General features: G+C 53.0%; 9 protein-coding genes. 8 read left to right on the top strand and 1 reads right to left on the bottom strand.

The genetic code is table 11. The features are described from left to right. The first annotated feature begins 79 nt into the window (after positions 1–79). Complete coding sequence (locus tag EHSB41UT_RS02690; RefSeq protein WP_087106612.1) at positions 80–1138, top strand: AraC family transcriptional regulator; 1059 nt, start codon at positions 80–82, stop codon at positions 1136–1138. A gap of 28 nt (positions 1139–1166) precedes the next feature. Here EHSB41UT_RS02690 and EHSB41UT_RS02695 read toward each other — a convergent pair whose 3' ends face one another. After that, the gene (locus tag EHSB41UT_RS02695; RefSeq protein ID WP_087106614.1) at positions 1167–2765 is read right to left on the bottom strand and encodes a sterol desaturase family protein; all 1599 of its coding nucleotides are present in this window, start codon (positions 2763–2765) and stop codon (positions 1167–1169) included. A gap of 247 nt (positions 2766–3012) precedes the next feature. Here EHSB41UT_RS02695 and rpe point away from each other — a divergent pair, with 247 nt between their 5' ends. The 7 genes from rpe to EHSB41UT_RS02730 all read left to right on the top strand — a co-directional run bounded on the left by rpe (position 3013) and on the right by EHSB41UT_RS02730 (position 14302). Continuing rightward, positions 3013–3678, top strand: coding sequence for a ribulose-phosphate 3-epimerase (rpe, locus tag EHSB41UT_RS02700; RefSeq protein ID WP_087106616.1), 666 nt, complete (start codon positions 3013–3015; stop codon positions 3676–3678). Between the two features lie 15 nt (positions 3679–3693). Next, positions 3694–4404, top strand: coding sequence for a phosphoglycolate phosphatase (locus tag EHSB41UT_RS02705; RefSeq protein WP_207626545.1), 711 nt, complete (start codon positions 3694–3696; stop codon positions 4402–4404). 325 nt (positions 4405–4729) lie between these two features. After that, positions 4730–8932, top strand: coding sequence for a beta strand repeat-containing protein (locus tag EHSB41UT_RS02710; RefSeq protein WP_087106619.1), 4203 nt, complete (start codon positions 4730–4732; stop codon positions 8930–8932). Positions 8933–9020: 88 nt separating this feature from the next. Continuing rightward, positions 9021–9311 carry a hypothetical protein gene (locus EHSB41UT_RS02715; protein ID WP_087106621.1) on the top strand — a complete coding sequence of 97 codons (291 nt, stop codon included), beginning with the start codon at positions 9021–9023 and terminating at the stop codon, positions 9309–9311. Positions 9312–9316: 5 nt separating this feature from the next. Next, positions 9317–11497 (top strand): peptidase domain-containing ABC transporter, encoded by a 2181-nt coding sequence (locus EHSB41UT_RS02720; RefSeq protein ID WP_087106622.1) that lies wholly within the window; start codon positions 9317–9319, stop codon positions 11495–11497. Beyond that, positions 11487–12857 carry an HlyD family type I secretion periplasmic adaptor subunit gene (locus EHSB41UT_RS02725; protein WP_165767126.1) on the top strand — a complete coding sequence of 457 codons (1371 nt, stop codon included), beginning with the start codon at positions 11487–11489 and terminating at the stop codon, positions 12855–12857. Before EHSB41UT_RS02720 ends, EHSB41UT_RS02725 begins: the two co-directional genes overlap by 11 nt. Beyond that, entirely contained in the window at positions 12854–14302 is a 1449-nt protein-coding gene (locus EHSB41UT_RS02730) for a TolC family protein (RefSeq protein ID WP_087106626.1), read from the top strand. Before EHSB41UT_RS02725 ends, EHSB41UT_RS02730 begins: the two co-directional genes overlap by 4 nt. Positions 14303–14325 lie beyond the last annotated feature (23 nt).

A 14325-nucleotide genomic window follows, 5' to 3' on the forward strand; every position in this document is an offset into this window, starting at 1 on the left:
AGCTGCAGGATCTGGTTTACTGTGAGTCCGGCTATGGCATAGAGTTGACTCTCTATAACAAAAATAAAATGGCCGGTCTGTGAAGTACCTCTGTATTGCCAGCACCTGGATCAACGCACTGCTGCTTGAGTTTGATTCCTGTGGTCTGGATACCGAACAACTGACGCAAGGGCTGCCTGGGTTTCAGGAGGGTCAGTTCTCCCAGAGTGATCGTCTCGATCTTCTCTCTGCCCGTATCCTTTGGCATCGTGCTGCCAAGCTTTCTAATGAGCCACTGCTTGGCGCAAGAATCGGTATAGGCAATAACTACCGAAGCTTTGGTGTACTGGCTCCGCTGATCTGGCACTCAGACACGTTGCGTGTGGCGCTTCAGAACGTCGCACAGTACCAGACGTTGATCAGTGAAAATGGAGCGTTTCGTTATGAACTCCGGGAGAATCCTGACCGGATAATCTTCACCTATGAAGAAACGCCACTGGCTCTGTCCTCTTCTCCCCAGCAGGTTCTCTCGGTCACGATTGCCTCCGTTCGACTGTTTCGGATGATGTCACCAGGCTCTATGGCGATTAAAAATATCTTTGTGCCTTCGGACTTTTCTGTGTCTGAACTGCAGAAGCTTATGGGGATCAGGGTTGAAACTCGGGGCATTCATTTTGGCTTTGAGGTGACCCTTGATCGGGACAGTTTGAATCAACCGATACCGGGTTGTGACAGCACGCTCTATCTTATGTCCCTTGAGTACGCCAACCAGTTGCTGGCAGAAAAGGAAGCGGGCAGCGATCTTATTCAGCAGGTTCGGCGCTATGTGCTCAGTCATGGTCTGGCCCGGGCAGAAATTGCAGGATGTGCAGAATCTTGCGGCACCTATCCCAGAAAACTACAGCGACAGCTCGAAGGTTATGGAACCAGCTTTCGTAAAATCAAAGAGGATGTTCTTAAAGAGAGAACCATTGCCGCGATGCACCAATCCTGTGAAATCAAAGAGATTGCAGACCTACTGGGTTATACCGAATTAAGTGGGTTTTATCGGGTCTTCAAAAGCTGGTTTGGAGTGACGCCGAAAAAGGCTATGAAGCAGGGTATTATCAGCACCGGAAGTCCGGCGCTTTATGGCTTGAGTGAAGAGCTGCCGCTATAAGAAACGGCAGCCTCGATAGGATGATCTCTCAGTTCTGTTCAATCGCACACTTTAACCGTTCCAGAGACTGCTCCGATTTTTCTTCCATGACCTTCTTGAAGTGCAGGGCATTCGCAGCCACTAAAGCAAAATTACGCAGGGTATAGTCCAGCGTGCGCTCAAATGTGGTCTCGGATGGGCCGGTGTTTTGTGTGCGGTAGGTCAGCAGAATCTGGCTGCCATTGGTGAGGTTGTCTGCTGAAGCCTGCCAGAGTGAACCGTGCTCAGCCTGTTCGACTTTCCAGACCAGATCGTTCTGTCCTGCCGGTGTCGAAACGGTTTCCGTAAAGGCATCCCCAGTCAACAGGGAACCTGTTCGTGGTGGTGCAATGGTTTCCGATTGCGGGTGCCATTCCGGCCAGCGGCTTACGTCCGAAGCATAGTTAAGAGCCTGGGCCGCAGGCTTGTTGATAACAATGGTGTTGACGATGGTTGTGGTAACCGGAAAGAACCAGAGTGTGGCAATAAACCAGACCATCGCAGGAAGGCGCACCAGCTCCAGCAGGAAGTACTGAGGTTTGTTTTCCAGCAGGCCAGTTGCTGCCACCACACCGCCCAGCAGAATCAAAGCGCCAGCCCCTTTGATAAAACCATCCAGCTGGGGTGACAGGAAGATAAACATAACCGCCGCAACAAAGGTCAGCAGTGTAGAAACACCGGCGTAGACTTTCTGAGTCGTCGTTGATTTTGGATCATATTTCTCCCTGTCAGCCGTGCCTTCCTTTTGCAAATGGTTGTGGGGCTCTACGCAGTCGGCCGGCCGCCAGCCTGTTGGCTTAAACCACAGGCCAATTTTGTCGGACCATTTCTTGGTATGGACAGCGTCACTGAACATGGTTCCCCAATGACGCAGATTCAGTTTAATCGGGCTCAGGCTATGGGTGGGATTGGTAGTTCCGTAATGGCAGGCTTCCGTAGCCAGCTCTGGCTGCCAGGAGCCAAACATACGATCCCAGATGACCAATGTGCCGCCATAGTTCCGGTCGATATAGATGGGGTTCTTGGCGTGGTGGACACGGTGACTGGATGGTGTTGAAAGAATGCCTTCTATAAAGGGAATACGATCGATCCCCTGGGTATGAATCCAGAACTGGTAGCCCTTCAGGATAACGAACTGTCCCAGAAACACCTCTGGTGGGCAGCCAAACAGAGCCAGTGGCAGATAGAATACCCATGAGAATCCGTACTGGAACGCACTCTGGCGAATAGCCGTGACGTAATTGAATTCTTCGCCCTGATGGTGACCTTCATGGGCGCCCCACAAAATGTTCCGCTCGTGGGCTATCCGGTGAAACCAGTAGTAACAGAGATCGGTGCCAAAGAAGAAGACGACCCAGGTTACGAGGCTGGCGGAGCTGAAATCAAACAGCCGAAAGTTATCCCAGATCCAGATAAATACGCCAAAGGTGTAGACCTTGAGCAGGGCTTCCGAAATCAGCAGGCAGGCTCCCATAGAGGCACTGGTTACGGAATCACTGTAAGTGTGGAGATTTTTGCCTTTGAGCTTCAGGGCCAGGTATTCGACCAGCATCAGCAGGAACAGCAGAGGAATCCCGACAGCGGCCATATTGTATTCAAACTCAACCATGTCATTGCCTTTGTTATTATTTTTTTAGGTTTCTCATAACTATTTAGTATGCCTGATCAAAACAGTATGTCTTTGCCAGTTTCGGACAGAAAGTGGACGTTTACGACACCAAAGAATGTGAAGGCTGGTTCAAATTAGACAATTCATCTCTATCCAGGCTCTTAGGTATAAGCTTCGTCCCTGTCAGGACGGGAGTGATCTGTTTATAATCCCGCAAGCGCTAAACAACAGAGTCTCAAAAGAGCCCATGAAAGATTTTCGCATCGCTCCCAGTATCCTTTCCGCTGATTTTGCCCGTCTGGGTGAAGAAGCACAGGCCGTGCTGGATGCCGGCGCCGATATGATCCATTTCGATGTTATGGACAACCACTATGTGCCGAACCTGACTTTCGGCCCAATGGTCTGCAAATCCCTGCGCAACTACGGCATCACCGCTGATATCGATGTGCATCTGATGGTGAAGCCGGTCGATGGCATGATCGAAGCCTTCCTGGAAGCCGGTGCCAGCTACATTACCTTCCACCCGGAAGCCAGTGAACATATCGACCGCAGCCTGCAGATGATCCGTGCCGGTGGTGCCAAAGCCGGTCTGGTGCTGAACCCTGCGACCGGTACCGATGTGCTGGAGTATGTGATGGACAAGCTGGATATGATCCTGCTGATGTCTGTGAACCCGGGCTTTGGTGGCCAGAAGTTTATCCCGTCCACCCTCGAAAAAGCGCGTAAGGTTCGTAAGCTGATTGACGACAGTGGATACGATATTCGCCTGGAGATCGACGGCGGTGTGGGCGTTGCCAATATCCGTGAAATCGCCGATGCCGGTGTGGATACTTTTGTTGCCGGTTCCGCTATTTATAATCAGGACGACTACGCAGCGGTGATCAGCCAGATGCGTGCCGAGCTGGCCAAATAAGCAGGCGGAACCATTATGCTGCTTCGCCAGATTTTTCATGGTGAACTGCCACAGCTGGTGATGTTTGATCTGGACGGAACGCTGGTCGACAGCGTTCCCGATATTGCCGTTGCTGTGGATGAAATGCTCACCGGTCTTAACAAACCACTGGCCGGTGTGGAAAAGACCAGCTACTGGATTGGTAACGGTGTACCGGTTCTGGTGCAGCGTGCGCTCCGTGATGCCAGTTATGAAGAACACGATATCGATTTCGACAGCGAGTTTTATCGGGATCAGCTGGAAGTTTTCAGCAAGGCCTACGATGCAAGCTGTGGCAAGTATTGTGAACTCTATGACGGTGTCGTCGATTGCCTCGAAGGGCTGAAAGCCCTGAATGTGCCGCTGGCGATTATCACCAACAAGAGTGAACGGTTTACCCACGATCTTCTGCAGAGTCTTAACCTGGAACACTACTTCGGCATGGTGATCTGCGGGGATACGTTGAAGGATGATCTCGGGCATGTCATTCGCAAGCCTGACCCAGCCGCGCTGCTGCATGTGGTTGATCACTATCAGGCACAACCTGCTCAGGTCTTGATGGTTGGTGACTCCCGCCATGATATTCATGCCGCAAAGGCGGTGGGGATTCTCTCTCTGGCCGTGCCTTATGGCTACAACCACGGTGAACCGATCGAACAGTTTGATCCGGATTATCTGGTGCCGTCACTGGCTGAATTAGTTCAGTAAGACACGTCTTCACAAAGGCTGTTAATTGTATTGGCAGCCTTTTTATTCCTTCTTCTCAAAGCAAAAATAGAACCGGTTCACAAAATATTTTATCTTGGTACTATTGTTCTAAATATGGTTTAGACTGTATTCACTGCTTGTGTGCGGATGTGTCAGTGCTGTTATCAGCAACGCTGTCATCAACTCTTGATCAATCTGTCACACACATGAGCTGCAATAAAAATAACAACAGGCTCGGAAAGCATTAGAGATAAGGACGTTTCTGTCCTCCTGCCGTACTCATTTTCCCTGGACATTTCCTTTTGGCCTTCAACAGGAGACGGGTATGGATTGGTCGTGGCTTACAGGTAAGTGGCACGGTTCGGACAGAGATGACTACAAACAACTGGATCATGCCAATGCCCAGTTATGGGGCGGCGGTGGCAATGACACGCTGATCGGCAAAGGTATTGGTGCCAAGGTCTGGGGTGGCAGCGGTGATGACCGTCTGGAAGCCCACGCAGCAGACGCCCGCATTTGGGGTGAAGATGGCAATGACCATGGCCGGGCCTGGGGAGCCAATGCTGAGCTTTATGGCGGCGATGGTAATGATGATCTGGCTGGCTTTGGCCTTCGTGCGGTTATCGAAGGCGGCAGCGGCGATGATGTTTTAACCGCTGGTGGTCTTTATGCTCGCATTGATGGTGGCAGTGGTAATGACACCATTGATGCCGTAGCCGGTTACGCAGAAATTACCGACCAATATGGAAATAACGTTGTAAAAAGTGCCGCCGGTGGCAATAACGTTCAGCTGGGTGATGGCAACAATGATGTCAGCCTGATCGGGCTGGCCAACGTCGTGTTGTTGGGGGATGGTAATAACACGGTAAATACACTGGCGGCAGGCAATGTAGTGATGACCGGCCATGGTGATAACACCATCAATACCGCCGGTGGTGCCAATTTTGTTGCTACAGGCAACGGTGCCGATAGTCTCAATGCGGCAGGTCTTGCCAATATCTTCTTTGCCGGTAACGGCGATAACACTTTTCTGGGCGCAGGCGGTGCCAACCTGATGGTGGCGGGCAGCGGTGATGATTTCGCTGCCGTTGCGGGTGGAGCCAATGTTGTTCTGGCCGGTGCCGGTGATAACTTTATTGCCGCTGCCGGAGCCGCCAACCTGGTAATGACAGGTGAAGGCGATGATTTTATTGCCGCTGCGGGCGGTGCTAATGCCCTGATCGCCGGCGATGGCAATAACACTCTCTCTGCTGCCGGAGCGGGTAACCTCCAGTATGCCGGTGCCGGCAATGACACTCTTATTGCTGGTGGCATGGTCAATCTGCAGCTGGCTGGCGATGGTGATAATTCACTGTTTGCTGTCGGACAGGGCAATCTGCAACTGGCAGGCAGCGGCAATGATTTTGCGGTTGCTTTGGGGCAGGCCAATATCGTTTCTACCGCCGCCGGTGCCGACAATATTGTCGCCGGAGGGCAGGGCAATATTGTTCACTCCGGTAATGATAACGACAGTGGTCTGGTGATTGGCCAAGTTAATGTCGTTAACACCGGTGCAGGTGATGACACCTTTGTTGTCGGTGGTCAGGCCAATATTGTGGTGACTGAAGCCGGCGACGATACCCTGCTGACGGCAGGCCAGATGAACCTGACGCTGGCTGGCTCCGGTGACGATAATCTCGCTGTTGTCGGACAGCACAATGTCACAGCTGCCGGTTCAGGCTCCGATATTATCTTCTCTGTCGGTGAGAATAATATTGTTCTTGCCGACAATGACTTCACGATTGATGCTCTCGATCTTCCTCTGTTTGGTCAGTACGGTGCGGGAGGCTCGGTCACTGTTTCAGCGACGGGAGCTGTTACGGGTTCCGGTTCTATCAAGGGGCTTGGTGGTGTTGGGGGAGAGTTTCTTTCCGGTAGCGTCGGTGGACTGGGTGGTTTTGCCCAGCCGCTGCTTGAAGGGTTGGGTGTGACTCTCAGTGGTTCATTGTCTGTTGATCTTCATGGTGAGATGGCAGCGGTGCTGCCAGAGCTGGAGTTCTCCAACCCGGATATGCCAGACTGGAGTTTTGATACTATAAATCTGCCGTCTATAGATGCGGATGTTCTGGATCAGGTGACTGGTATCGATTATCAGTTTGGTGAACTGGCCGGGCTTGATCTCTCGGTGCTTGAGCAGCTGCAATTGCCAGGTATCACTGTTCCATCACTGACTGTACCGAACTTCACTGATACCCAGCTGTCTTTTAACAATATTTCTGCCGATGTGGATTACAGCCTGAGCCTTGGCTTTGGCTCAACCGGTGCTAATGATATTGGCAGTGCCTTTACCGACTTGTTGGGTGGCGACACCTCGTTCAGTACATTTGCCGCATCAGGCCTGACCGGAATTCTGGATGCTCTGGATCTGAATGCCTTCCAGAACGGTAGCTTTACCCTTTCTCCGGAAGGTATTACCGATAGCCATACAACGGGCGTGGATCTGACATTTGCTACACCTTCCACCAGTTACAGTATTTTCCAGGCTCCGGAAGCACCGGTTGATCCGGGTACGGAATCCAGTGCTCCCAAGCCGGAGAGTGCAACGACTATTGTTGAGCTGCCGTCGTTTACTCTGCCCGAGTTAAGCGTGCCGGCCTTCCAGCTCAACAGCTTTGATCTGTCCGGTGTGTCGTCTGATCTGGCGAACACTTTGAGCGGACAGGCTCTTCTGGGGCAGACCATTCCTGACTTTACCCTGCCGGATCTCTCCACCCCGGCCTTTAATCTGCAGGATACCCTGCCAGATGGGCAGTTGGCCTTGCCGGCTCAGTCACTGGACCTTCCTGATATCGAAATCCCGAACATTGCCGGTATTGACTGGTCAGCTCGACTGCCGGATCTGGGCCAGAGCTTTGATCTGCTGCAGGACAATGGTGATCTGGTACTGGCTGCGGGTCGTTTCAACGGTGTGTTTACCGGTGGCGGCGATGATGGTGCCATTGCTATTGGTCAGGAGAACCATATTGGGCTGGATGCCGGTGATGATATCGGTATCGCCATCGGGCAGAGCAATGTTCTGCGTACCGGTGAAGGCAATGATGTGGCCTTTGCCGCCGGTGAAACCAACTACCTGATTGGCAATGGTGGCAACGATATTCTGGCCGCGGTTGGTGATACCAATAATCTGGTGGCCGGTGCGGGTGATGATATCGGTTTCGGGATTGGTAACAGCAACAATCTGAGCGGTGAGGAAGGCAATGATGTTCTTGTCGCAGCAGGTAACAACAACCGTCTGGATGGCGGTCTGGAATCCGACGGTAACGATACGCTGATCGCATTGGGTGTCAGCAATAGTCTGAATGGCGGTGCCGGGCACGACATTATGCTGGGTGTTGGTGCAACTAACAGCTTTAACGGCGGCTCCGGTGATGACTGGCTGGTGGCCGTCGGAGGCACCAACAGCCTGCAGGCTGGCGCGGATAATGATGTCGCCGTTGCGGTGGGCGCTGTTAATACCGTTGATGGTGGCGATGGGAATGATGGTCTGTATGCCGTTGGTCTGGGCAATACGGTGACCGCCGGCGATGGTAATGATCTGGCGGTAGGTGCCGGTGTTGCCAATATCTTCACTCTCGGCGAAGGCGACGATATTGGTATAGCGCTGGGTGTAGGCAACAGTGTTCAGGGTGAGGGTGGCAATGATTTCCTGATCAACGTTGGTCTGGGCGCTGATGTTCAGGGTGGTGCCGGTGATGACCTGCTGCTGAACTTTGGCCTGACCGGTACCAACGATGGTGGTAGCGGCAATGATACCTTTATCGGTTTTGGCTGGGGCACTCTGGATCTGATGGCTGACTCTGGCCTTTCCGATGACCTCTATCTGCTGACGTCTGGTCTGAATACGTTGCTGGCGGAAAGCGGCGAACATCAGATTGAAAGCATTGCCAACCTGATCAACTTTGGCGGTACGCTCAGTTATAGCGGAGGTCTGGGCGACGATACCTTTATCGCTGGCTTTGGTACTTCATCGGCAGCTGGTGGTGAGGGGAACGACAGTTACAGCTACTACCTGAACAGTGGCGTGTTCTCGATAAACGACTCGACCGGTACAGATACCCTGCGTCTGGATATGGGTATTAACTTTGCGGTGGATACTAGTCTGACAGTCGATAACCTGGTTCTCAGTCATACCAATGACATCAACACATTGGATATTGTCATAGATGGGCAGTCTCTGGGGCAGGTCAATCTGACTGGCTTTGGTGCAGAAGACCAGATCGTTGCAGGTGATTTCTCCATTGGTTTCAGTGAGCTGGAAGCCTACTGGAATGAGCAGAGTCCGCTGGACTTTGAGGCTTATGCGTTTGACTGGTCGGAAGCATTGGAAGGTGGTGTTCGCGAGGCGCTGGCTCTGATGGATGAAGGCAGTGTCACACTGGACGATGAACTGCTGGCAGCTGTTACCGAGAATGGTCTGACCGGAGCTTCTGAGCTGCTCTACGATGCGCTGGCTGAAAGTGGCGGTCAGCTGATTGAGGCTGCTGCCTGATAAGCATAAAAACAACTGGCGGGTGTATGCAGTCATCCGCCGCATAACACATTGAACTCACTCAATAATAAAGAGAACAGGGTGCGGTATGTCTGAGAGTTTGTATTTCGACGGTGTAGAAACAGTCGGTGTGATTGGTGGAAATGTGCGCCTCGAGCTGTTTCGTCTGGTTCCTGATGCCGAGAGCCCATCCGTGAACAAGCGGGTGCCTGCGGGTTCTCTGGTTATGTCGCTGGAAGGTTTCCTGCGTACCCAGCAAAGCATGGAGAAGCTGGTGGAGGAGCTCCAGTCCCGCAATATCATTACCCGCAAACAACCGGCTGAGGATAACAACTCTCCCAACTTCTCTGGTGACAACACCCTTTCGGTCGAATCCTGATCGCCATGGGTGAAGGTCGTTCCGAATCGTCCCGGGGTTATCCGACAGCTGTTGACTGTCTGGTGATCCTGGGTCGTTATCACCATCTCCAGCTATCACCTGCTCAATTAAATACCTCAGGCTCCGTCTGGGATAGCGCAGAGATTCTCCGTATTGCCCGTGATTGCGGCCTGCAGGCATCCGAGCAATCCGTCAGTTGGGAGCAGTTGCCGGCTTTGGGCACGGCCATGCCAGTGATGGTGCCCCTGGCTAATGGCAACTCGGTGGTGCTGTCCGGGTTTCGTCAGAATCGTTCCGGCGAGCTAATGGCATTGATCAGTGATCCGCTTTCGGAACGCAAAGAGTTACTGGAAGTGGGGCGGGAAGAATTCTGTGGTGTCTGGCAGGAAACCATTATTCTGGTAAAGCCGCTGCTGCAGACGCTGGAACCGCCAAAGGCTTTCGATCTGCGCTGGTTATGGCAACGTTTGACCGAACAGAAGTCTGTGGTTGCACAGGTCTTCAGTTATTCATTGGTTATGCATCTGCTGGCGTTTATTCTACCGATCTTCACTATGGTGGTGTTTGACAAGGTAGTGGGCTTTGAAGGCTACGCTACGCTGCATCTGTTGTTTATTGCTGCCATTATCACTCTTCTGCTGCATGGTTTGCTGGGGCTGATTCGCCAGCAGCTGATTCTCCATGCGTCCGGCCGGCTGGATATTGTACTCGCCGAGCGTGCCATCAATAGTCTGCTCAGCCTGCCTTTGCCCTTCTTTCAAAAGCTGCGTTCCGGACAACTTATCAAGCAATTGCAGGATGCGGATCAGGTTCGACAGTTTGTCAGTGGCAGTTTGTTGTTTACTCTGCTGGAAACACTGGCCATTGTTGTTTTGATCCCGGTACTGATGCTGTTCAGTGTACCTATGACCGTTATGGTTCTGGTGTTTGGCGGCTTGATTGGTCTGTGCTCCTGGATTGGTCTGAAGCTCAGTCGTGAGCCCGTGCAGCAGCTCAATCGTGAAGAGGGTGAACGTCAAGCCCGGCTGGTGGAGAGTGTCTCCGGTATTGAAACCCTGAAAACCCTGTCACTGGAACAGTCCCAGGTTCGACGCTGGCTGGATGCTGCCGTCAGACAGATGGTGCTGCGCCGCAAAGTGGGTTCCATGGGCGCTGTTATTAATGAGGCCACCCAGTTTCTGCAGCGGCTGATGCTGCTAAGCATTATCTGGTGGGGCGCCCAGCTGGTGCTTGCGGGTGAGATGACTCTCGGTGTGTTGATCGCGTTCAATATTATGGCCGGACGCATCAGTGGGCCGCTGGTGCAACTGGCCTCTTTAGCCAGTCGATATCAGGAAACCGCAACATCTGCCCGCATGCTGGGCAAGGTTCTGAATCATGAACCGGAGCGTCTGCGTACTGGTGGTCTGAGCATTCCGGTTAAAGGCGCTCTGGAGCTGGATAAGGTCAGCTTCCGTTACCATGCCGAGCAGGCTGATTACCTGAGCGATATCAGCGTGAAGATCAGGGCGGGGGAAAAGATTGGCATTGTTGGCGCCAGTGGCGCGGGTAAGAGCACGCTGGCAAGACTGCTGCTGGGGCTGCTGAAACCCACATCCGGCACCGTTCGTCTAGATGGTTATAACCTGAAAGAGTTTGATCTGAACTGGCTGAGAAGTTGTGTCAGCGGTGTATTCAGTGATAGTCGTCTGTTTTCCGGCTCAGTGCTGGATAACCTGACCATGGTTGCGCCCTCAGCCTCCCGCGAGGATGTGATTGCCTGCTGTCGTTTAACAGGGGCGCATACCTTTATTGAGCAGCTTCCACAGGGTTATGACTCCCAATTGGATGAAGGTGGGTTGAATCTCTCCACTGGTCAGCGGCAACGTCTGGTTCTGGCCAGAGCGCTACTGGCTAATCCGCAGGTTTTGGTAATGGATGAGGCGACCAGCGCACTGGATGGGGAAAGTGAAACTCAGCTCTGGAAAAACCTGCCGGCAATAAGTCGGGGACGAACCCTTATTCATATCTCCCATCGTCTCTCCTCCATGGTCATGATGGACCGGGTGCTGGTTATGGAGTCCGGCAAGGTTGTGGCGTCTGGCTCCCATCATCAGTTGCTGGCTGGCAATGCCCATTACCAGAAACTCTGGCAGGCCTGGACCGGGGCACCCGTCAAAACGCGGGAGGTCGTCCATGAACCTTAAACGACTCTCTGCGCTCTGGAAGACACAGGATGATCACTTGTCCGGCTGGGAGCAGTACCGGGCAACGTATGAGCTGGAGCAACAACGTCTGCCTGGGACCATGCTGCAGTATGCGGGCTGGGGTATTGTTGGGTTTGTGGTGGTTATGCTGCTGTGGGCAGCCTTCTCGGAAGTTGATGCCAGAGTTGCTGTGCGCGGTAAGCTGGTATCTACCCGACCGCCGGCGGTTATCCAACCGATTCAGGATGGCCTTGTACGGGTGTGGAATGTACAGGCTGGTGATGTCGTTCAAAAAGGCGACATCTTGCTTGTTCTCGACAGCACGGTCAGTGCTGCGGATCTGCAATCTGCTCAGCTGGAACTCTGGGATTCACAAGCTACTGCTCGCCGGCTTGAGGCAGAAATTAAACAGCAGGAACCGGAACGCTTTGCTGATGATGAAGCCTTTCATCGTTTAGCCAAACAACTGTTTCTTTCCCGGCAGGCTGCCCATCAGGCGCGTCTGGATACATTGGATGCAGAGCAGGTACGTCTGACTGCACAACTGGAACAGCAGCAACAGCAAAAACAGTTGCTGGCACAGGAAGTGGCAACCCTCAAAGGTCTCGATACTCTAAAAGGGGAGCGGCTTAAGCAGGAGCAAGAGCGCTATCAGAAGCAGGGGCCAAGACGGGTCGATTATCTGCAGACCCATGCCGACTATTTGCGCCAGCAGCGTGCGCTGGCACAAATGACCAGCGCGATTCAACAGAGTGAAGCTAATTTAGCGGACAACCAGGTACGCAGAAATCAATATCTTTCTGAGCGGCAGGAGAGTCTTGCTACGGCGTTTCATGAGGCTTCCCGACAATATGCGCAAGCCGTTGCCCAGTTGGGGAAATACCAGCAGGCACGCACTATCGTTGAGCTAAAAGCCCCTTTCGCCAGTGTGGTGATCAAGAGTACCGAACGCCCTGAAGGCAGTGTGGTGCAAAAGGGGGAAACACTGCTGCAGCTGGCAGCAATTGATCAGCCTTTACGGGCCGAAGTGCAGATTTCTCCTGAAGATATTGCTCTGGTTGATACAAGCCAGTCGGTGCTGATTAAGCTCGACAGTCTGCCTTTTACCCGGTTTGGCACTCTGGATGGCACGCTGTCGTGGGTGAGTCCGGATGTGGTGACCCTGAATGACAGCCAGAACCGATTTGGTTATACCGCTCACATTGCTGTGAGTGGCGAGCTGCGTAGCACTCCGCCTGCTTTCCGGTTATTGCCGGGAATGACGCTGGAAGCGGATATTGCCACCGGTTCCCGCACCATTCTGAGTTATCTGGCTTATCCCGTACATCGGGCTTTGGCGGAAGGTTTCCGGGAGCCATGATGAGAGCTGTTGCCTATTTGCTGTCGTTTATCCTGCTTTGCGGTTGTACGGCACTGACAGAGCATCCCTTGTCACAGTCCGTGATTGAAGCGCGTCAGGAGCGGGTTGCCCGTCTTCTGGCAATGCCCGCACCAGAGCAGCTTACTCCGGAACTGGCTTTGGAACGTCTGTTATTCCTTAATCTGGACGTTGAGATTGGTCGCTATCAGGCCATGTTTGCCCAAACCCGATTGGAAGAGAGTTACTGGCAGCTGTTACCGGACCTTGCCCTCGACGGTCGTTATACCCACCGCAGCAGCCCACCCGACAGTACAACCAGTCTGAACCTGGAAGGGCTGAATCGAACGACGGGTTCACTGTCGTTAACCTGGACACTGCTGGATTTTGCCGAGGGTTATCTCAGAGCTAGGCAGAGCCTGAATAATCTTTATACCGAACAGCAGGCGTTGCGCATGACCGTAAATAATATGGTGCATCAGCTGCGTCTGGTGTATCTGCGGGCTGAGGCTCTGAGCGACTATCGTGATGACATTGCACGGAACCAGCATCAATTGGAAAAGATGCTGGCCCGGCTAAACGAGGCCGGTGAGGATTCCCATAACGATCCGCTGGAGATTGCCCGCTATCAGCGTGATCTTGTGCGTGCTCAGCAAACCTTATTAGAGATGACCCGGATGATTGATGAAGCCCGGGTTGAGCTGGCGGCACTGTTGATGATGGATGAGTCGTCTCTGCAGTTGACGCAAAGAGAGAGGTTGGAGTTTTCTTTGTCGAGCGTTGCGTCCAGCAAGCTGCAACAGCAAGCCTTAGATGCTCGCCCCGAGCTGTATCAGGCAGATTACCAGTGGCGCAACTATGCACTGGATGAGCAGCGTGCCCGCTGGCAGTGGCTTCCTGATCCCGGTTTCTTCGCTGGCTACCGTTACGATGACTCCCCCAACCTGAGACACAATGAGTGGGGAGAGCGAGGTGTGGTCGCCACGTTTGATCTTCTTAATGCGATTCAGGCCCCCGTGCTTATTGAGTCTGCCAGACAGGAGCGGGAACGGTTTGAGCGTCAGCGGGAAGCTTTGGCTCTCACGGTGATTAAGCAGGTGCAGTTGGCTGATATCCGCTGGCGGTCTGCACAGCAACGACATGATCATGTTCAGTTGGTCGCTGAAGCCGAGCAAAAGGTGGATGTGCTCTGGCAGCAAAGAATGGTTTTGGCGTTGGCCGATGATGTTGCCCGAACACTGGCCGGAGTCAACGCCCTGCAGGCCGGATTTGACGAACGAAACAGTTATTTAAAGCTTCTGGCCAGTTATCAGGAGTTGCAGGTGGCGGTTGGACAGGATCAGATCAATCTGCCCTGGGAGCTGTTGGGGCAGGTTGAAAGCGAACAGTTTCAGCAGCTGATCAGCGAAAGTCTTGCATCGGACTGGCTGGTTCCTCCGGCTCTGTGATCTCGCTTCATAGGCAGTAAATA

The organism is Parendozoicomonas haliclonae, from assembly GCF_900174585.1.
GTDB lineage: Bacteria > Pseudomonadota > Gammaproteobacteria > Pseudomonadales > Endozoicomonadaceae > Sansalvadorimonas > Sansalvadorimonas haliclonae.